Raw genomic sequence first — 21,273 nt, forward strand, 5'->3', positions numbered from 1 at the left:
CGGAGTTTTTGTCTAGGGGTGATTTTGATAATACTGTGCTTGGGCGTTCCACAATTTACTGTAAAGGCCGGCTTCCGCTAAAAGTTCTTCGTGGCTGCCTTCTTGGACTATGCTACCGGCGTCAAAAACCAAAATATGGGAACAAAACCTACAGGAAGAAAGGCGGTGCGAAATATAAAGGGAAGTTTTGTTCTTTACAAGGCTATCGAATTTGGAGTAGATTTCGGCTTCGGCAATTGGGTCGAGGGCGGCTGTAGGTTCGTCCAAGATTATAAAAGGAGAATCCTTATAAAGAGCTCTGGCTATTGCAATCTTTTGCCCTTCCCCGCCTGAAATGTTTACGCCATCATCATCGAAGTTTTTATAAAGATAAGTTTTTTCCGCATTTTTAAATTTAGAAAGATCGAGACCGGTATTTTTTAAAACTTCCAAGACCTTGAGTTTATCGTAAGCCTCTCCGCCCGAAATGTTTTGGGCAAGAGGGAGGGCAAGGAGTTTAAAATCCTGAAAAACTACGGAAAAAAGATTTAGGTATTCTTTATAGTCATATTCTTTTATGTTCTTTCCGTTAAAAAGGATTTCGCCTTCAACAGGGTCATAGAGGCGGCAGAGGAGTTTTACAAATGTAGTCTTACCGCTCCCGTTTTTACCGACTACGGCAAGCCGCTCGCCCTGCCTTAAAGTAAGGTTTAAATTCTTTAAAACGGTTTTTTCGGAATCGGGATAAGCAAAGGAAACGTTTTTAAATTCTATTAACGGCTCTTTAAGAGCCGGAGCATCATTTTTTTGATAGCTGACCTGAGCCTTGTTCATGCACATTCCGTTTTTTATATCCAAGAAGTCAAACACATCCTTTAAAAATTCCCTATTGTTTTTTGCCTCTCCTGCAATCGTAAAAATTTCGGTGAGGGCGGAAGAAAGGGCTGTGATGCTTGCCGCATATTGCATTAGGTTTCCAGCAGGGAAGGCACCTCCCAAGGCCTTCAGCCCAACAAAACCGTAAATGACTATTAAAAGAGAGGTAGAAATAAAGGCCGATAAAAAAGCAAAAAAGCCCATCTCTTTTTTAGCATATTGCGAAACCCTTCCGCCCGGCATAAAAATATTATTGGAAGACCTTATTGTGCTGCCCTCCCCCTGCTGGCCGTAGATACGCACATCCATTGCACGATTTTTTTCGTTAAAGAGCCTAAAGAAAAAACTAAACACTCTGTTTCCCTCTGTGGCATCCTCCGAAACAATTGCCCAATAGGAATCGGACATTGTTTGAAGTTTTGCAGGAATAAGGATTAAAAGCACGATGCTAAAAAGAATTACAAAGATAAACAAAGGATTATTTAAAAAGGCCAATTCAGCGCTTTGAACCTTAAAGCTAAAAAGGCTTATGCTCAATGCGGCCGAAGTAATAACGGAAGTAATATGGGTAGAACATCTTGTATAAACCCAAATGATTTTTTCCAAGCCCCAGCCCCCGTAATTTGTATTTTGCCATATCCTTGTATAAACCTCATTTGTTTTTGCGGATTCAACATCTTGAAAGTCCATGCTTAAAAACTTTTGAACATAGATATTCTGTATTTTGTAATTTATGCTGCAGCCTTCATAGTTTGCCCACCTTTTAAATAAAGAAGAGACAAGCATACAGACAGCCGTTAAAATAAGGGAGAGCAGCACCAAGTCCTTGATTTTTGATAAATCTCCTTCACCGGAATAAATTAAAACAAGCTCGTTTATAATTCTTGCCGAAAAGAAAATACCTATAAAGGGCAAGAGGCTTGTAAAAACTTTTTCTCCAAGCACTGAAATAAAAAATAAAGGAGCCTTTTTAAAGAGGAGTAAAAGAGCACACCGATTCAAGCCGTTGTTATATCTTTTTTGATTATATCCTTTTTCAGTTTTCATCAGATTTCTCCCAAACCTTCAAGCAATTCTTCATCCTGTTTCTTATAATATTTGCTTTGTACTTCAAAAAGATGAGCGTACTCCCCACCCTTTTTTAAAAGAGAATCATGAGTGCCTTCTTCGATTATCTTTCCGTCTTTTATAAAAATAATCCTGTCACAAAAACGGGTAGAAGCGAGCCGGTGCGAAATAAAGATAGAAGTTTTGTCCTTCGATAAATCGTTATATTTAGTGTAAAGCTCATGTTCAGCGATAGGGTCCAAGGCCGCCGTAGGTTCATCCAATATTAAAAAGGGCCTGTCATTGTAAAGAGCCCTTGCAAGTAAGAGCTTTTGAGTTTCGCCGCCTGAAAGTTCTACTGCATCAAAGAAAATATCCTTGCAAAGACGGGTTTCTTCTTTTTGGGGAAGAGCCTGAACCTTATCATAGAGTCCCGAAAGTTTTAGCACTTCTTCAATTTTTTTCTTGTCAATGACCTCTCGGCTTTGTGCAATGTTTACTGCAATACTGGTAGGCAAAATCGAAAACTCCTGAAAGACAGCACTAAAGCACTTATAGTATTTGCTCCGGTTAAATTCTTTTATATTTTTTCCGTTAAATAAAACCTCTCCTTCTGTAGGATCATAAAGGCCGGTAATAAGTTTTACAAGGCTTGTTTTCCCTGCCCCGTTTAAGCCGACAATGGCGAGTTTTTCTTTAGGCTTCAAAGTCAAATTAAACCTATCCAAAACAGGAGTTCCGCCTTCCGAATATAAAAGGCTGACATCTTTTAGCTCGATGAGGTTTTCTTTTTGTAGAGGAACTTCTTCACCTTTTTCAAATAGGTAGTTCTCCTTGAATTCAAAAAATTCTCTAAGGCGGGAAATATCCAGACTTTGCTTATGCAGAACTGAAAACTTATTTAAAATACCGCTTACCCATTGGGTAAAGGTTCCCGCTGCTGCAAAATAAAGGATAAATTGCGGAACGCTTATATTTTTTTGTAAGACAAGACTTATCAGCCAATAGTAAATAAGGCCGTTCCGCAAAAAGGTTAAAACAAGGTCTGCAAGGTCGGCAAAAAAATAACGCTTTTCTCCTTGAAGATAAAAATTGCTGTAAAGCCTTAGATGCTTTTCATATAATTCTTTAAGCCAAGCCTCCATTCCAAAAAGACGGATATCCTTTGCAAGATTTTTATTCTTACCGGTTTGGGTTATGTAGCGCAAATGATTTACATGTTTATTTTCTTCATCACGCCTCTTATACATCCAAGAGCTTACACTGTTGGTAATAAAAAAACTCACACAGGTTGTCAAAATGGTAATTAAAATTATGTTAAGGTTTAAGGAAGCAAGGATAATCAAATATATAATAAAGCAAAGAAGGTATTGAAAGAGCTCCTGCAAGGTAGTCCAAATAGCTTCGGATGATTCCGAATTACTGTCGGTAACATTCATCGCCTTATTTTTCTTAGCCTCAAAATCCTTATTATCCAAGTTATTATAGGAAGTGTTCATTGCCTTACTGCCTATCATAAAAATAAGCTCGCTCCTAACTCCAATGCGCCCGAATAGATGGTTCGTTTGCAGATAAGATAGGGCACCACGTAAAAGCATTAAAGAAAAAGCAAAAACAAAAATAGTTATTAAAAGATTTTTAATGGGAGCATTGCTTTGAATTAGGGTTAAAACAGCAGGCGCAAAAAATATCGAAATTAAATTATCTCCCGTATATAAAAGAGATTCCAACAAAATCAAAACAGGCACCGACTTATAAGTTCTAAAAGATGTTTTAAGCATAAATAGAACATTGCTTAAAATGCCGTATTTTATAGGCTCTTCTTTTTTTTCCTCTTTTTCCATAAGGAAAGGAGTATAACACAAAGAGGAGAAAGAGTCAAAGGCGTGTTTAATTTAACCGCGGGGAGCGCAAATAGCGCTAAGATTTTTTTTAATGCATTGATTACAAAAATCTTTTTATAATTTACTAATTTTTTCAAATAATAACTATAAATATCTTTGCGTAGACAACATTTAAATTTCGCTCAGAACCTTTGTTTCCTAACTCAACCAAAGAATTGACCAGAAACTTTATAACAATGCGGGATTCCAAAGGGCGGCAAGTCCTTTGGCAGCGCGAGAAAAAGAGGGGGTATAGGGGGAGAGAAAACCCTGCTCTGAACGGGGTGTTCTCTCCCCCTATATATACAAGCAAGACAAGAATATAGATTAATGTCCACTTTTGAGATGGATGCTAGGTATAAGGGCTTTTCCGAAGGCTTAAAGCAAAAATCGATAGAAACAGCAAAACTTATGAAAAACAGAGGCTATCCGATTTCCGAGATTTTGTTAATAACAGGCCTTCCCGAATCCGAAATTGAGGAACTGTAAATTAGGGGAGAGGCGTAAACCTGACGGGGAGGCCTTGTCTCTACTTAAAATTGTTTCGCTAATCTTCAATATGTGGAAAGTGTTTATAAGTTCTAACTACCGCTATCCATAGCGGAATTTTAATACTTATTTGATTTTCAAAACCGCCCAATGGGCGGTTTTGAAAAGTTAAATTGATAATATTAATTGGTACAATTCTTCTCTTTCATTTTAGTGAAAGCTAATATTACAGCAGAAAGAAATCTATCAAATTTTTTCTTACGATCAATATTTAAAATATTTTCAAATTCTTCCAAAATTTTATACATATTATTTTGAAATTCGGATGCAGCCATCTCGATAGATTTTAATGTTTCATCGTTAATAGTAGTAAATTCTTCAAACTCAAAATGAACTTTTCCAATTTTTTTATCTAATCTGTCAACAAATTTAAATTCATATATTGTTGACAGGGCATTTGAAGATTTTTCCGTAATAATAACAGATAAATTATCATCAAAATTAAATCTTTTATTTTCCATATTTTATTTCTCCTTAAATCATTTTCTTCAAAACCGCCCAATGGACGGTTTAGAAAAGTTAATAGTTAATCCACCACCGCCACGGATGGCGGTGGTTACAGCTTCGAGAGTTTTGCTGTCAGGCAAAACTCTAAGATAAAAAATGTACAGGATATACATTTTTTATCGACTTATGGCCGGCACGCCACACGAAAACCAATAGAGCTGACGCGAAGGTCCGATTTGTAGTCGCCCCGCCAGGCACGAGCGACGAAGTTAGCGTCAAAGATGTGATAGGCGCCGCCGCGTTCGACGCGGTCAGAACCGTATACAGCACCCGTAGGATCCTGCCCGCCTGTAGGCGTATTCACATACACGTTCCAGCACCATTCGGATACTTTACGGGGATTAAATTTTCAAACGAACTGTTTGAATAAAAATATTTATCGATTACTACAACCGTATGATAAATCGATCTTTGATGTTGCCAATTATCCATATTTTTTGCAAAACACAATGGTTCAAGGCAGATATCGGTACTCATGTCATGTAAAACCTCCTCTCGGCACAATAAACCGCATATATAAAAATTTGCAAAGACGATTAATACAGTTATGTATATGCGTTTTAAACTCTAGAAATAAAGAAAAAATAATTATGAACAAAATTTGTGTATAAAATGCAGAAAACCATAAAATAAAGTGAAAAACACTGTTTTGTTTTTGCAGCCTTAACATATTTGACAAACTATTTTTGATTATAGATTGAGAAAAAATTTTATTTATAACCTTTGCGCAACTCAAGCAAGAGCTTGAGCAAAAACTTGAGCATCTTTGCGTCCCTTGTGGTTTATTTTCAAAAAAGAATTGACCTATATGAGAAAAATAAGTATTACTAGCTTTAATTAGAGATATTTTACTTAATAGAGAAATTGGGGGGGGGGGTAAACCTAGGCTAACATTTTTCAAGTCATTTTTATTCCGTAAATATCGGGAAAGAGAAAATTGTAAATAGCCGAAAAATTTTCATTACCATAATTTAATTATAGCATAAAATATAGAAAAATTCAAGGGGTCGGAATATCAATTTTATCAAATTTGTAATATCCTAAAATTTAAAAAAACGGTTTTGACAAAACGGTTTTCTTTCGTTGACAAGCTATAATTTTATCTCTATTATATAGCACAAGATTTTGAAGGGAACCTCAAAACGGAAAAAGCTATGTACAAAAAAGACTTGAATCTTACCGAAGGCGTAATTTGGAAAACTTTGATAATATTTACTTTTCCCATTTTGGCAGGAAATTTTTTTCAGCACTTATACACGGCGGCCGATGCCGTCATTGTCGGGAAGTTTACAGGCAAGGAAGGACTTGCAGCCATCGACTCCGTTTTAAGTTTATTAAAACTGCCGATAAATCTTTTCAGCGGACTTTCGGCCGGGGCAACGATTATTATCTCTCAATTATTCGGTGCAAAAAAAACTAAAGAGCTCTTTGATGCAATTCATACTTCGATAGGTCTTACTCTCATTCTGGGCATAAGTCTTTCGATAATCGGAGTTCTTATTTCGCCCCTGCTTCTTTTTATGATGGGCGTTCCTAAAGATATTTTTGAGATGACATTGGGCTATGTCAGAATTTATTTTGCAGGAATGGGAGTCTCCCTTTTTTATAATATCGGCTCTGGAATTTTGCGTGCAATGGGAAATTCCAAAACTCCTTTTTATGCACTTATAATTTCTTCAATATCAAATGTAATTTTGGACTTAATCTTTATAGGAATTTTTAATTGGGGAATAGGAGGGGCAGCTCTTGCAACGGTTATTTCACAGCTTATAAGTGCTGTAATAATCCTTTTTGTTCTCACAAAAAAAACGGGATGCTGTCCCTTGCTCCTTAGCAAGATAAAAATTGACAGGCTCTCTTCTATCAAGATTGCAAGGCTCGGACTTCCTATCGGTATACAGTCGGCTTTTTTTCCTATAGCAAATATGATAATTCAGGCGACGGTAAACGGTACGGGCACGGCCAACATTGCGGCTTGGGCAGTTTGCGGCAAGTTGGACTTTTTAGTTTGGATTTTGCTTGAAGCTATTACCTCTTCAGTTGCAACCTTTGTTGCTCAAAATTACGGTGCAAAAAAATATGACCGCATTACCGGAGTTGTACGATTAAGTCTTATTATGTCCGGAATTATAATAGGAAGTGTTTGTGTAATTCTTTATTTTTGGAATGTTCCCTTGGGAAAACTTTTTATTAACTCAAAGGATTACGGCGTTCTTACAATAAGCGAAAGGCTTATGCACATTCTCGCACCATTTTATACGGTTTTTATATTCACGGAAGTTTTTTCGGCAGCCATCCACGCAACCGGAGAAACTTTTAAGCCCATGTTAATAATCCTCCTCGGAGTTTGTGCCTCCCGCATTGCGTGGATATTTTTATTTGTTCCTATAAACCCTGTAATTGAAATGATTGTTCTAGCCTTTCCTATCTCATGGACTTTGACAAGCATTATATTTATAATTTATTATCCAATATACAGAAGAAAATTATACTTAGAAAAATAATTTTTCTCAACTTAAACCTTAAACTTTGAAATTTCAGAGGCAACGCCGGAAGCCGTCTCTTTATTCAGTCTTGCAGTATCGTTTACCTCTTGGATATTTTTATTTACCTTCCCTACACCGACGGCCATTTCTGCCATACTTTGGGTTATTTTTTCCGAAAGAAGAGACAGTTTTTTAAACTCTTGAGAAATCTTTTCCGTTCTGACAAGCATTTCATCTGAACTTTTTTTTACGGCTTGACTTAATTCTCCCATTCCGTTTATCTCATGCAAAACCGCCTCTGCATCTTTAAGCTGCTCATTCATAGTTCTTATCATTCCGTCTTCATGCCTGTAAATAAAGTCCATCATAGAGCTTATCTTTTCAAATTGCTCGGAAACACGAGGACCGACACCGTTTAAATTTTCGATCTTGCTTTTTAATTCTTCCAAAACCTTTGTAATATTTTTACCCTGCTCACCGGATTCTTCGGCAAGTTTTCTTATTTCATCTGCAACAACGGCAAAACCTTTTCCTGATTCTCCTGCATGAGCTGCCTCGATTGCGGCATTCATTGCAAGAAGGTTTGTTTGACTCGCAGTATTTTGGATAACTGAAATTGCATCTAAAAGTCCCTCAGACTGTTCGGTTACAATACGTGTAATATCCACAACAGACTTTACCGTTTCCTTTCCTTGATGAGTCGTTTGCTCAAGCTCTTTAATGGCTTTTAAGTTGTCTTGAGCCTTTCCTCTCACTCCCTCAATATTAGAAACTATTTCTCCTACAGCTTTAGTAGAAGATATAAAACTTTCAGCTTGACTGTCAATACATTCATCAAGTTCAGATATCGTATTAGAAATCTCATTTACAGTTTGTACTGCATCTTCAACACTTGAGTTTTGAATCATTACTTGATTTTTAACACCGTCAATATTTGCAGTAATTTCGTTCAAAGAAGCTGCAGACTCTATCATACTGACCGATAAACTTTCGCCTATACTTTGCATTTTATTTGTATGCTCTCCTATATTCGAAAGTGCATCTCTAATTTTTTCGATTGCATTATTTAAAACCGCAGTTATGCGTCCGACTTCATCATTTGAAATTTCTGCCCTTATCGTAAAATCTCCTTCGGCAATTTTATTAAATACCTTATTCATTTTAGCAAAACGGCCGAATAAAAATCCCAATAAAAATCTGCTTGACAAAATTACAATAAGAAGAATCGCTGCCGACCAGATTATGGGAAGTCTTAAAATTGAGAGCATCGGCGGAATAAATTCATTTATAGGAGAAGCAAGTACAATATAATACGGAAGCCCCTCAATTTGTTTTTTTGCAATTATAACCTTTCCTAAATATTTATCTATGTAATATTCAAGCCCGGAAAAATCTTCGACGGGCAAGCTTTTTCCCGTAATATCCGTAACTTTTTTTCCTGCCATATCTCCATTTGAAGAAATTAAAAATTCATTATTGGAATCTATAAATCCAAGCCATGAGTTTATGCTTGGAATTGAGCTCTTCATATTTTCGATTGAACTATCCAAATTGACGGCAAGTCCGGCAAATCCCAAAGCCTCTCCTCTGTTATTAAAAATTTTGCAATCAAACCAAAAATTTGTAATTCCCAAGGTTTTATTATAATCAACATTATAAAACATATCTTCTTTTTCTTTTAAAAGAGAATAAAACCATGAATCAGCCGGATCCGTTTCTGATAAACTGTCCCGTATAATATTATTTTTATCAACTACGTAATAAGAGCCCGTTAATTTGGAAGCGGCAAAACAGGTACTGAATTTTTCTTCATTTGACAGTTTTAAAAGCATAGCCCTTATATCCTCACCGTCTTGCTCATTTTTTTCATAAGACTCGAACCAGCGGATAAGGTTTTCTTGATTTGCAAAGCTCCTTGACAGCATTAAGCCGCTTTCAAGATCTCTTTGCAATTTGGAACATGACGAATCTAAAAGATAATACATATTACGGTAAAAAGTTTTTTCTACGTATGACCTGACATAATAAATAGTCGAAACTAAAGCTCCGCATATAGCAATAATCAAAGTAAATGCTAAAAACAAATTAACTGATGTCCGAATTTTCATTATTACCTCGAATTTAATATGTCATTTTAATACATTTTCTTTAAATTGTCTAGTGAGATATTATTAAAAAATAAAAACCCGTCTTTAAAGAGTTAAATCTCTAAAAACGGGATAAATTTTAAGTAAGATCCGGTTCCGGTAAACCTCAGTTTTGGTATCTATAATTTTTTTTAAAGATAACCTTAAATCGCTGCCTTTTCCTCTTTAGTCCGCAAGAGGCCGAATTGAACAGTTACAACGGCTGCAATTATCAAGGCAAAAATATAGTACGAATGAGCTAGGACTGCCGTCGGAGCTACACCGGATAAGCCTGTAACAATCAGCATACCGCCGTCATGCGGACAGAGTGCCAAGAAAGCACATGCAAATATATCCAGTAAACTTGCCAGCCGTTTAGGCGAAATGTTATATTTAAACCCGATTTCTTTTGCGATCGGTGCTGAAATGATAATAGCTATCGTATTGTTTACCAAGGCGATTGAAAGGAGTCCTGATAATAAACCGATACCGTACTCGGCGCCCTTTCTGTTTTTAATTCTGGAAGTTATTTTATTTATAAGCCAATCAATACCGCCGTAATATTTAATTAAGCCTATTAGACCGGAGATTAAGATGGCAACTATAGTAATGCTCATCATATCTTCCATGCCCTCTCCTAAAGATTGAACAAATGTCATAAAGGTTAATGTACCTTGTAAAAGACCTATGATACCTGACATAATAATGCCTATAAAAAGAACGGCGACAACATTCAACCCTGTTAAAGCGGTTATTAAAACGACAATGTACGGAATTATTCTGATTAAATGGAATTCAAGGTCACCGGTAATTGTTCCCTTTCCGCCCATAATTGCGTATAAAATAAATGCAACTAAAGCTGCGGGAAGAGCAATCAGCAGGTTCATTCTAAACTTATCTTTCATTTCGCAGCCGACACCCTTTGTTGCTGAAATTGTCGTATCCGATATGATTGAAAGATTGTCACCGAAATAAGCGCCGCCTATTACTGCACTACAGGCGACGGCTAAATTAAGATTTGATTTTGCCGCAACGCCTATTGCAATGGGAGCCATAGCCGCTATTGTCCCCATTGAAGTTCCGATTGCTGTAGAAATAAAACAGCTCATTAAAAACACGCCGGGAATTAAGAGAGTACTCGGAATATACGTAAGACCTAAATTAACGATACTGTCTACTCCGCCCATGGCTTTTGCAGCTCCTTGAAATCCTCCGGCCAATAGGTAAATTAAACCTATGAGCATTACTCCTTCGTTGCCGGCATTTTTTGAAAACACTTCAATCTTTGTATCTAATTTTTCCTTGCGGTTCATAAGCACCGCAATAAAGATACCGATTAAAAGTGCTACGTGCCGAGGAAATTGTTTAAAGGCTTTTGGAACACCTTGAGCCGTAAAAAACAAACCGAATCCGATATACAAGGCTAAAAAAACCAGTAACGGAACAAAGGCTATAAAGCCGTACCTCTTTGAACTCCTACTTTCATCCATAACTTCCCCCTATCATACTCCTATAAAAATTTTTTGCAGCAAATATCAATTTGCGAAAAAAAATTTTTTCAAGTAGTTTTGCTTTATGCAAAACTACATACAATAATGCGATGTTTGCCGAAAGGCAAACTCGGCAGATAAACATGGAGGCTTGTATTTCAAGCCGGAATGTTTATCATACTCCTATAAAAATTTTTTTATTGCAGCATCAAGCTGCATAAGAGCCTTTTCAATTACCCGTCTTGAAGCGGCAGCATTTAAACGGACAAAACCGCTTCCGCCTTTACCGAAATCACTTCCCTTACTAAAAGCAACACCCGCTTTTTCTACAAAAAATTGTTGTAAAGCATCGTCATTCATTTTTAGAGCACTTGCATCTATCCAGCAAAGATAGGTAGCTTCAGGTATATTCGGTTTTAAAACGGGAATTTTATTTTTACAATATTCGTATATAAATTCCATATTGCCGTGAATATATTCGATTACTTGATTAAGCCAATCTTCTCCTTTTCTGTAGGCGGCAATAGTTGCAACAAGACTAAAACAATTATTGCGCGCTATATCCATTTCTTTTAGATTAAAAACATATTGATTTTTTTCTTCCTCATTGGGAAAAATAATTGTAGAGGCTTGTAAACCTGCAAGATTAAAAGTTTTACTTGGAGCTATCATCGTATAGGTAATTTTTTCAACCTCTTTCGAAATAGAAGCGATCGGGATATGCTTATAACCTGAAAATATCAAATCGGAATGGATTTCATCCGAAATTATTTTTACCCTGTATTTTAAACAAAGAGAAGTTAAAGTTTTAAGTTCTTCTTTTGTCCAAACACGGCCGACGGGATTATGAGGATTACAAAATATAAAAAACTTAATCCCCTTTTTAAACTCAGCTTCAATATCTTCAAAGTTCATTTTGTAAATACCTTTTTCATTTACGAGAGGAACATTTACAAGAGTTCTTTTTGTATTTAAAACTATGTCGGTAAAAGGATGATAGACAGGAGTCGTTATCATAATTCTATCATTTTCCGCGCTGAACATTTGAAGAATAAAACGCATGCCGGGAACAACTCCCGGAGCAAAAGCCATAAGTGCAGTGTCCGGTTTATAATTGTTTCTTTTAATCTGCCAATCGGCAATGGAATTAAAATATTCATCCGGCCTAAAAGTATAGCCGAAAATCCCCTGCTTAGCTCTGTCAATAATTGCATCTATTATTGGCTGAGCTGTTTTAAAATCCATATCGGCTATCCATAATGGAATCACATCATTAGTACCGTAATGTAAATAAGATTCTTCAACCTTTGCCGAAAAGTTTGAAGAACGATCAATTATCTCGTCAAAATCATACTTCATATAACTTTACTCCAAAATGATAGTTTATATTGTATTAAGCAAAAAACATACCAAGATAAGGGCCATTGGAAAACTTTACGGTTTAGTGAAAAATAAGATATTTTTATAACATTTTATAGAAACAAATAAATCAATAAATGGGATGCTTAACCCAATTAACCCATTTCAATCCCATTAAATATTAAGGACATCTCTATTCCGAAGGATTCTAAGCAAACCCAAAAAGTTTTTTTAAAAATGACAATAAAAATGCGTTTACTAGACAATTTATAAAAAAACTACTAAAATAAAAAAAATATGAAGGAACAGAGTCCTAAATCATCACTATCAAAAGTCTAAACTCCTAAGATACTTGATACCCCTATCGGTTATTTTTGTGCCGCAGCGGCCATCATTTACATATATAAAGCCTTTTTTTTCAAGAGATGAAAGAATTTTTCGTATCATATTTTCTGAAATACATAAATCATCAGCCCTGCATTTTTCTAAAATTTTTCTTCTTCCGAAACCTAAAGGGAGAGCCGCTTCCAAAAGTTTAAGAATGTAAATTTCTTTTTCCTTGCATGACAAATCTCTTAACAAACCTAACGGTTCAAAATCTCTGATATATTTAGGCAAGTGTTCAATTTCAATTTCTTTTTCATCCAAATATTTTAAATATTCAAGAACATTATAAAGCTCCCTTATGTTTCCTTCCCATCGGTATTTTAAAAAAAACTCTTTAACGCGCGGCGACAGTGTAAAATCGGCTTTTATTTTATCCATAATGGTATAAGCTATAAGTAAAACGTCCTCTTCTCTTTCTCTAAGAGGCGGCACCTCGATAGGTATCGTATTCAATCGGTAATATAAATCTTTTCTAAATTTATTCTGAAAGGTGAGTTCTCTAATATTTTCATTGGAGGCAGCGATTATCCTTACATCTATTTTTATTATACGGTTCCCGCCTACTCTCATTATCTCTTTTTCTTGAAGAACCCGTAAAAGTTTTATCTGAAGATTAGCACTCATTCCTTCTATTTCATCAAGAAAAAGAGTTCCTCCGTGAGCATATTCAAAGAGCCCCAGCTTTCCGCCCTTTCTGGCTCCCGTAAAAGAACCTTCAACATAACCGAAAAGCTCGCTTTCCAAAAGGCTGTCCTGAAAGGCAGCACAGTTCAAAGCAATAAACGGCATAGAAGCCCTTTTTGATGCTTTATGAATGGAATGGGCAAAAAGCTCTTTCCCCGTACCGCTTTCGCCGGTTAAAAGGATTGAAGCATCGGAGAGGGCGGCTTTCTTTGCAATCTCTTTTATTTTGGTAATGGACGCACAGTTTCCGATTATGTCTTGAAAAGAGTATTTTGCGGTATGTCCTTTTTTCATAAGCTGCATCCTAAGGCGGTGCTGCGTTTTTTCCGTTTCACTGAACAGTTGGAGCAAAATATATTTTCCGGCATATTCGTTTTCCCAAAAAAAAGGGATAACGGTTAGAACAAAGTTAGAATTATGAATGCGGATAATCTTTGAGATTTTCTTTGTAGTATTTTCTTCTTTTAAGTGTTCAAAGATACCGGTTAAGGCCATTTTAAAATTGCCGTTTATAAGTTCAAAACGGTCAATGTTCATTATTTTAGAAAAAGCATTGTTACATACGAAAATCTTTCCTTCCGCATCGATTCCTATAACGGCGACATCAAGGGATTCTATAAGCATTTGATACGTATTTTCGATACTTAAATTTTTGTTTGTGAGCGTTTCGATACTGTAGCTCCGTTCGGCCAACTGCGATATATAATTTTCATATTTTTCGCTTTTTAAAATTTCCCGCCTGCCGAGTTTAAGAATTGTTTCGGTAACCGTATTTGCGTTTAAATACCTGTTCCCCAAATCGATTACGGTTTCAATATTTTTAGGAACAAACCTCTGCTCGCCCGGCGTTACAGCCAAAGCCGCTTCCGGTATATTCTTTTGCCCGGGATAACATGGGTAAAAGTTGATGTTTGTAACATCCAAACGGTACAAATCGGAAATAGTTTCCAGAGCCATTTTTTTACTTAAATTTACAAGTAAGGCCTTTGTTCCGGCAGTTAAGGCTTTTAAACGCTCAATGTCTTGTTGTTTAAAAGTAAGCCTCACCAGCACAGCCTTGTCTTTGTCGATATTCGACATAACATAATCAAAATATTTACTGGAAGTTGTGGCGACAAGGTACACATCCGCTTTTTCGGGTAATACAAAATTATCGGATTCGACGCTTTTTGTTTTAATAAATACCGAATCTCCGAATATTTCAAACAGACAGTTTTTGTAGAATTTCGCCACAAGAGACGATATGGTAAGAATAAGAATTTTTTGCATTTTTCCTCCAATCACTAAAATAATGCTATCATAGCTTAAAAAAATTTGCAATGAAAATTCTCAATTAAGATTGCTAAAAGATATTGGCAATCTTATTAAAATATATTATAATAAAAGCGTGAGCTTTTACTTAAAAAAAACAACAGTCAAATTTTGTTCTCTACTGTATTTTACGATTCTAATATGCTGTATTACCTTTTTTTCGTGTGTAAGTACAAAATCGGCAGCTGATGACAGCAAAATAGCTACAATAGAACAAAACGGGAGTAATTTAAAACCCATAGGAGAAGGAACAATTCTCTCCCTTCCCGGAAAAAATGAGCTCGCCGAAAAGAGGCTTGACGCTAATCTTGCTGCCCTAATAGAAAAAGGAAGCCCGGCAAGTTTAAAGGAAGCAGTCCTTTATATCCAAAATGACAGCAAAGGCCTCACAAACGAAAATAAGCTTTATCTTAAAGTCATCGCCGATATTATGTATCTAGTTTATCCCCTTGAAACAAACGGTATAAAACCGCCGGTATCCAATGAAGATGACCCCTATTTAAAAGCTCTAAGAGATGTAAAGACCGGAACTTATCCGTCCGGAACCAAAAAAGACGGGTTTTTAAGTCTTATAATACCGGCTCTTATTTTAACCTATGAAGATTTTTCCGATGCGGCGCTAAAACCCTATGCGGATGACATAGAGGCAAGACTCCGTTCAGCCCAAGAATTAAGACCGGAATCCGTATTGCCCTATTACCTTTTAGCCTTACTAAAAGAGAAAACAAACAGCCTTACAGAAGCCGTCAATTTATATCAAAGGGCATGGAAGATTGACTCTTCATGCTACCCTGCGGGGTTTAAATACGGAAATTTTGCAGCAGAATCGGGTAACGGAAACGAAGCCCTAAAAATAGCCGATACTCTCAACTCCTCATACAATGACAACACGGAAGTTAAGCTCTTATATGCTAAAGCCTATTTAGCAAAAAATGACTTTGACAAGGCTTCCGAAAATATTATATCCGTTCTAAAAAAAGAACCGGAAAACATTTCAGCATTGCTTTTGCGCGTAAAAATCTTAATAGAACAAAAAGAATACTTAAAGGCAAACGCCCTTTTAGATGCTTATTCCACAAAGAATAAAACATCAAAAGATTATCTTTTATACCGTGCACGGCTTACAAGGGAATGGAATAAAAATCTTATCCGTTCCTCAGAATTTTTAACTGAGGCTTATAAATACTATCCTGAAGATTTTAATGTTCTATTATCCTGTGCGGAAATTTGCTTTGAAGCCTCAATAAAAATCGATAATAAGACTGCCGATTTTTTTATCAAAAAGGTCTTAGACGGTTATCCCGAAAACACGGCAGCTCTTGCACTCTTGGTAAAAAACGATATAAATAACGGAAGATGGAATCAAGCTGTAAATTCGGCTGAAGATTTAGTCAACAAATATCCTACAGACTCTAACAAGGAACTTTTATTAACAGCATATCTAGGGGCAGGTCAATCTACACAAGCCTTAAACCTTGCAAAACAGCTTTATACAAATACAAAAACTCCTTCAAATGCCTTTATAAACCTTTATATTAATTCTTTATACGCTGCAAAAGATTACCAAAGCATAAATCAAATCATAAATCAAAAACTTAAAGGAGCCGATTCGGAGCTAAAATCAATCTTATATTATTATAATGCAAAATTGGTGCAAAGTAATGATACGGAGTACTTAAACTTTTTACAATCAAGTCTTTTATCCAATCCAAGAAACAAAGATTCTCTTTTTGCGATGTATGAATGGTATTTAAAAACTAAAGATTATAAAAAGGCAAAATATTATCTTGGCCAAGTCGTTGCTTTAGATCCTTCAAACAAGAATATAATCAATTTATCCGAGAATCTAAATAAATTACTTGCCGATTAAGTAAAAATATTGTATTATGTATAAAGCAATATGGTAAATCATAAAGACATAACTTAAGGAGTATGATTATGGACAAATATGTATGCGATTTGTGCGGATATGTGTATGATCCGGCTGTCGGCGATCCTGATGGAGGAATTGCACCCGGAACGGCATTTGAAGATATACCTGATGATTGGGTATGCCCACTTTGCGGAGTAGGAAAAGAAAGCTTTACAAAGGTATAATGCCGATAAAATCCAAAACGGAGCCGGTCTTTAAAATAAGATCGGCTTTATTTTATACTTGGAGATGTTATGGAAATAAACGATTTTATAAATACAATAGGATATGACGGAAATTCAGCCATAGTAGATAAGGCAAGACTTTCTAAAAATTCAAACAAGGACATTGATAAACTATTGGAAAGCGGAGCATTCCGTGCAGCTGCGGCCTATGCGGTTTATACCGAATCGGACGAAGACCTCCAAAAAGTAGCGGATGAATATAACAAACTTTCCAATTCAAATTATAAGAAAGAACAAATTAAAAGGCTTTTCGGTGTATCAAAGGTTGAAGTAAAAAGGAAATTAGTCTGGTAAACCTGCTCTTATACTCTTTATAATCAACAGAAAATAAAAAAGCCGTGCAGGGCAAACCCTTCACGGCTTTTTGTATAGACACTCTAGTCTTATAAAATCCAGTAGATGACTTATTTTTCGCTCAAAAGCATGGTTCTGGCATCAAAAGAAGAACCTGTATCTGAAGCTCCATTTCCATGCTCTTTTAAGGCCCTTATCCTTATAAAATCTCCGTCATTTTCAAGATATAAAAGTACGTCAATATCGTCAATATATTTTTTCAAGCTCTCATCAACTTCAAATGAAGTAACATCTGCCGCAGCCGTATACCAAACGGCAATACCCATTTCTTTAGCGAAGGCCTTCATTTCCTTCATTGCCTCAGGCAGGGCTTTGGCAAAGTTAAAGTCATCAATCATAACTACTGACGGCTTTGAACCACCCTCAGACAAAGCTCTGATTGTCTTTAAAATCTGAGTAGTTCTCACAGTGTCTTGATTAAAGTTTAAGACAATCCTCTTTGCAAAGGACTGAGCCTTTATTTCCTGAGCATTACCTAGGTTCTTTTTCTTTGCAAGCTCGTTAAACATATCGTTATACCAAGTTATGGCATAATCTACATGCTGACTGAACGATATATGAACAACGGGCTTGTCCTGTAAGAGTTTATCCAAACCGAACTGAACCAAAATAGATGTTTTTCCTACACCTTTTTTAGATGTAACAACACCTACTTCACCTGCTGCCAAGCCGCCGCCGAGGGCTTTTTCAAGTTTCCTCATCGGGCTTTTTTCAATCAAATCTTCTTTAAGCATTACAGAGCCTCCTTATTTTTTTTCTGCAAGCCGTTTAGCTTCGTATTCTTTTATCAGTTCTTCCGAAATACTTGCCGGAGCCTTGCCGTATTTGGCAAATTCCATAGAATATTCCGCCTTTCCCTGTGTTGAAGAACGCAGGATGGTAGAAAACCCGAACATTTCGCTTAACGGAACTTCGGCATCTACACGGGTAAAATTATCATCCTCCGTTGATGAAACAATAATTCCGCGTCTTTGATTTATAAGACCGAAGATATTACCTTGGAATTCCTGAGGTCCCTCTATGGAAACCTTCATAATGGGCTCAAGGATGGCCGGTTTTGCAGCCTTATAAGCCTCACGGAAGGCACCGATTGCAGCAGCTTGGAAGGCCATATCCGAGGAGTCTACAGGGTGGGACTGTCCGTCATTTATGGTAATTTTAGTTCCTACAATGGGGAATCCGATTAGGGTTCCTTTCTTAACGGCCTCTTTAAAGCCCTTATCGCAAGAAGGTATGAATTCCGAAGGAATTGCGCCTCCCTTTATCTGATTGTCAAACTCGTAATCTTTTTCGGTAATGGGTTCAATAAAGCCCGCAACACGGCCGAACTGACCTGAACCGCCGGTCTGCTTTTTATGCGTATAGTTAAAGTCTGCCCTCTGGGTAATAGCTTCACGGTAAGCAACCTGAGGCATACCGGTTTCAACATCACACTTGTATTCCCTCTTCATTCGTTCAATATAAACTTCCAAGTGAAGCTCACCCATACCCTGAATAATGGTCTGGTTCGATTCCTTGTCTACATAGCTTCTAAAAGTGGGGTCTTCTTTTGTAAAACGGTTAAGAGCCTTAGACATTTGATCGGCAGCCTGCTTGTCTTTCGGTGTAAGAGAAAGAGATATAACGGGATCAGGAACGTACATGGAACTCATTGCATAGTTTAGGTTTCCTCCGCAGAAAGTATCACCTGAAGCGCAATCAATACCGAAGAGAGCTACAATGTCGCCGGGCCCGCCTTCGTTGATGTCTTCCATGGCTGCCGAGTTCATTCTAACTAAGCGTCCAACCTTAAACTTTTTTCTGGATCGGGTATTAAAGAGCTCTTCACCTTTTTTCAAAGTTCCCTGATAAACTCTGACATAGGTAAGCTGGCCGTATTTTCCGTCTTCAAGTTTAAAGCCCAATGCAACTACGGGAGCATTTTCATCCGTACCAAGAACTACGGGCTTTTCATTATCGTCTAAATTTAAAGCAGTATTTTCGATTTCAGTCGGATCGGGGAGGTAATAACCTACAGCATCTAAAAGAGGCTGGATACCCTTATTTTTATAGGCTGAACCGAGGAAGACAGGTACAAACTGCTCTGCGAGAGTTCCCTTTCTGACGGCAGCTCTGATCATTTCTTCGGTTTCGGTACCCTCCAAAAAGGCTTCAGCCAATTCATCCGAGAACATTGTTGCGGCATCAACCATTTCTTCCCTATATTTTTGAGCATCGGCTAGAAGATGCTGAGGGATTTCAGCCATTCGGATTTGCGTACCGTTTTCACCTTCAAAATACATAGCCTTCATTGTAACAAGGTCTACAACACCTTCAAGTTTGTCTTCCAAACCTATGGGAATCTGCATCATGTAGGCATTAAGCCCGAGCTTCTCCCTAAGCTGCATTCTAACCTTAAAGGGATTAGCACCCGTTCTGTCGCACTTATTTACAAAAGCAATACGGGGAACATGGTAGCGTTTTAACTGCCTATCAACAGTGATAGATTGGGACTGAACGCCTCCAACCGAACAAAGCACCAAAATAGCTCCGTCCAAAACACGCAAGGAACGCTCAACTTCAATTGTGAAATCTACGTGCCCGGGAGTGTCAATTACGTTTACCGTATAATCCTTCCATTTAACTTGAGTTGAAGCTGACTGAATCGTGATACCGCGTTCCTTTTCAAGCTCCATATTATCCATCGTAGCACCCACACCGTCTTTTCCGCGTACTTCATGTAAAGCATGAATTCTATCACAATAAAAAAGAATTCGTTCAGAAAGAGTAGTTTTACCGGAGTCGATGTGTGCACTAATACCGATATTTCTCATCTTAGAAATATCATTACCCATAATCAATACCTCATCTTTATAGATTTTTAGGAGGAAACAGGCAGTTCCTCCTAAATTTTTTTACAAAAACCGAAAAGTTTTTCATACTTTTCAAAATATAAGACATTCGAGTATAATAAAAAAAACAATAATATACAAGAGGGTCGATTAAAAATGTACATCCTGAGTCCATTTATGAATGTACATCCTGAGTATATTTTTCATCCGCCGTCCATGCGGATATAAAATATTTACAAAAAAAGGGAGTCCGTAGTATGAACTCCCCTTTGTACTACCATCTGAAGTGAGCAAAAGCCTTATTTGCTTCGGCCATTCTGTGAACTTCTTCCTTCTTTTTAAAAGCGGTTCCCGTATTGTTGTAGGCATCGATCAGCTCTGAAGCTAATCTTTCCGACATTTCATGACCGCTTCGCTTTCTGGCAGCTCCGATGATCCAGCGCATAGCCAAGGCTTCCCTTCTTCCTTCCGGAATGTCCATAGGTACCTGATATGTGGCACCTCCGACTCTGCGGGATTTTACTTCAACAACGGGTTTTACGTTGTCCAAAGCCTTTGAAAAAACGGCCAATGGTTCTTCACCGGTTTTTTCCTTGATTTTATCAAAAGAGTCATACATAATTTTTGTAGTAATACTCTTTTTTCCTGAAAGCATCATCCGTCCGATAAAGCGGGTAACTACCACGCTATTATATTTTGTATCAGGCGCTATAGGACGTCTTGTAGTAATTTTTCCTCTACCCATTTTCTACCCCTAGGCCTTAGGCTTTTTAGCCCCATACTTGGAGCGGCCTCGTTTTCTGTCTTCTACACCGAGAGCGTCTTTAGTACCGCGTATAATGTGATAACGTACACCCGGGAGGTCCTTAACACGTCCGCCTCTTACGAGAACAACAGAGTGTTCCTGCAAGTTGTGTCCGATACCCGGAATATAGGCGGTTACTTCGATTCCGTTGCTTAAACGGATACGGGCAACCTTTCTTAAGGCCGAGTTCGGTTTTTTCGGCGTAATGGTCTTAACGCTGGTGCAAACACCGCGTTTTTGGGGGCAAGACTGCAAAGCAGGACTCTTTGTCTTAACCGCTGCCGATTTTCGCCCCTTCTTTATCAATTGATTAATTGTAGGCATAAGCCTTATCTCCTTAATTTATCCGCCAGCACTACGGAATATCAGTGAAAGCATATTATAACATAAATTTTAAAAAAATGTCAATGCCGTAAAAAAGATGTAAAAAAACTCCTAAAGC

Annotated in this window: 17 protein-coding genes and 1 pseudogene; 5 read left to right on the forward strand and 13 right to left on the reverse strand. The window is 37.2% G+C overall.

Annotated features, from left to right (window positions below; genetic code table 11):
• Positions 1 to 12: 12 nt before the first annotated feature.
• Together E4N74_RS07215 and E4N74_RS07220 are read right to left on the reverse strand one after the other, a co-directional pair.
• Positions 13 to 1,902, reverse strand: coding sequence for an ABC transporter ATP-binding protein (locus E4N74_RS07215; RefSeq protein WP_255817124.1), 1,890 nt, complete (start codon positions 1,900 to 1,902; stop codon positions 13 to 15).
• The gene (locus tag E4N74_RS07220) at positions 1,902 to 3,746 is read right to left on the reverse strand and encodes an ABC transporter ATP-binding protein (protein ID WP_255817125.1); all 1,845 of its coding nucleotides are present in this window, start codon (positions 3,744 to 3,746) and stop codon (positions 1,902 to 1,904) included. The genes E4N74_RS07215 and E4N74_RS07220 overlap by 1 nt, the downstream gene beginning before the upstream one ends.
• A 345-nt stretch (positions 3,747 to 4,091) precedes the next feature.
• Between E4N74_RS07220 and E4N74_RS07225 the strand changes: the two are divergent.
• Positions 4,092 to 4,274 (forward strand): annotated as a pseudogene (locus E4N74_RS07225) (hypothetical protein); the annotation flags it as partial.
• 182 nt (positions 4,275 to 4,456) lie between these two features.
• Here E4N74_RS07225 and E4N74_RS07230 read toward each other — a convergent pair.
• The 3 genes from E4N74_RS07230 to E4N74_RS07240 form a co-directional block, all read right to left on the reverse strand.
• Complete coding sequence (locus tag E4N74_RS07230) at positions 4,457 to 4,795, reverse strand: hypothetical protein (protein WP_044977298.1); 339 nt, start codon at positions 4,793 to 4,795, stop codon at positions 4,457 to 4,459.
• Between the two features lie 170 nt (positions 4,796 to 4,965).
• Positions 4,966 to 5,151, reverse strand: coding sequence for a hypothetical protein (locus E4N74_RS07235; RefSeq protein ID WP_144242213.1), 186 nt, complete (start codon positions 5,149 to 5,151; stop codon positions 4,966 to 4,968).
• The gene (locus tag E4N74_RS07240) at positions 5,142 to 5,318 is read right to left on the reverse strand and encodes a hypothetical protein (RefSeq protein ID WP_255804790.1); all 177 of its coding nucleotides are present in this window, start codon (positions 5,316 to 5,318) and stop codon (positions 5,142 to 5,144) included. The genes E4N74_RS07235 and E4N74_RS07240 overlap by 10 nt, the downstream gene beginning before the upstream one ends.
• A gap of 677 nt (positions 5,319 to 5,995) precedes the next feature.
• On the opposite strand from E4N74_RS07240, the gene E4N74_RS07245 reads away from it, so the two are divergent.
• Positions 5,996 to 7,345, forward strand: a complete 1,350-nt coding sequence (locus E4N74_RS07245) for an MATE family efflux transporter (protein WP_255817127.1) — start codon at positions 5,996 to 5,998, stop codon at positions 7,343 to 7,345.
• Positions 7,346 to 7,356: 11 nt separating this feature from the next.
• Here E4N74_RS07245 and E4N74_RS07250 read toward each other — a convergent pair whose 3' ends face one another.
• The 4 genes from E4N74_RS07250 to E4N74_RS07265 form a co-directional block, all read right to left on the reverse strand.
• A complete protein-coding gene (locus E4N74_RS07250; protein WP_255817128.1) occupies positions 7,357 to 9,435 on the reverse strand; it encodes a methyl-accepting chemotaxis protein in 2,079 nt (692 codons plus the stop codon).
• 182 nt (positions 9,436 to 9,617) lie between these two features.
• Complete coding sequence (locus E4N74_RS07255; protein ID WP_255804792.1) at positions 9,618 to 10,943, reverse strand: Na+/H+ antiporter NhaC family protein; 1,326 nt, start codon at positions 10,941 to 10,943, stop codon at positions 9,618 to 9,620.
• Between the two features lie 183 nt (positions 10,944 to 11,126).
• Complete coding sequence (locus E4N74_RS07260; protein ID WP_255817129.1) at positions 11,127 to 12,302, reverse strand: MalY/PatB family protein; 1,176 nt, start codon at positions 12,300 to 12,302, stop codon at positions 11,127 to 11,129.
• A gap of 327 nt (positions 12,303 to 12,629) precedes the next feature.
• Entirely contained in the window at positions 12,630 to 14,642 is a 2,013-nt protein-coding gene (locus tag E4N74_RS07265) for a sigma-54 interaction domain-containing protein (protein ID WP_255817130.1), read from the reverse strand.
• 118 nt (positions 14,643 to 14,760) lie between these two features.
• On the opposite strand from E4N74_RS07265, the gene E4N74_RS07270 reads away from it, so the two are divergent.
• From E4N74_RS07270 to E4N74_RS07280, 3 genes are all read left to right on the forward strand, one after another.
• Positions 14,761 to 16,554, forward strand: coding sequence for a tetratricopeptide repeat protein (locus E4N74_RS07270; protein WP_255804794.1), 1,794 nt, complete (start codon positions 14,761 to 14,763; stop codon positions 16,552 to 16,554).
• Positions 16,555 to 16,622: 68 nt separating this feature from the next.
• Positions 16,623 to 16,781, forward strand: coding sequence for a rubredoxin (rd, locus tag E4N74_RS07275; protein WP_044977304.1), 159 nt, complete (start codon positions 16,623 to 16,625; stop codon positions 16,779 to 16,781).
• Between the two features lie 69 nt (positions 16,782 to 16,850).
• The gene (locus E4N74_RS07280; RefSeq protein WP_044977305.1) at positions 16,851 to 17,135 is read left to right on the forward strand and encodes a hypothetical protein; all 285 of its coding nucleotides are present in this window, start codon (positions 16,851 to 16,853) and stop codon (positions 17,133 to 17,135) included.
• A 110-nt stretch (positions 17,136 to 17,245) separates the two neighbouring features.
• Here the strand turns inward: E4N74_RS07280 and E4N74_RS07285 are convergent, their stop codons facing one another.
• The 4 genes from E4N74_RS07285 to rpsL all read right to left on the reverse strand — a co-directional run bounded on the left by E4N74_RS07285 (position 17,246) and on the right by rpsL (position 21,155).
• On the reverse strand, positions 17,246 to 17,929 hold the full coding sequence (locus E4N74_RS07285; RefSeq protein WP_255804795.1) for a P-loop NTPase family protein: 684 nt from the start codon (positions 17,927 to 17,929) through the stop codon (positions 17,246 to 17,248).
• Positions 17,930 to 17,941: 12 nt separating this feature from the next.
• On the reverse strand, positions 17,942 to 20,029 hold the full coding sequence (fusA, locus tag E4N74_RS07290) for an elongation factor G (RefSeq protein WP_044977307.1): 2,088 nt from the start codon (positions 20,027 to 20,029) through the stop codon (positions 17,942 to 17,944).
• A 271-nt stretch (positions 20,030 to 20,300) separates the two neighbouring features.
• Positions 20,301 to 20,771, reverse strand: a complete 471-nt coding sequence (gene rpsG / locus E4N74_RS07295; protein ID WP_044977308.1) for a 30S ribosomal protein S7 — start codon at positions 20,769 to 20,771, stop codon at positions 20,301 to 20,303.
• Positions 20,772 to 20,780: 9 nt separating this feature from the next.
• On the reverse strand, positions 20,781 to 21,155 hold the full coding sequence (gene rpsL / locus E4N74_RS07300) for a 30S ribosomal protein S12 (protein WP_044977309.1): 375 nt from the start codon (positions 21,153 to 21,155) through the stop codon (positions 20,781 to 20,783).
• Positions 21,156 to 21,273: the final 118 nt, after the last annotated feature.

It is taken from the genome of Treponema putidum, from assembly GCF_024401155.1.
Taxonomy (GTDB): Bacteria; Spirochaetota; Spirochaetia; order Treponematales; family Treponemataceae; genus Treponema_B; species Treponema_B putidum.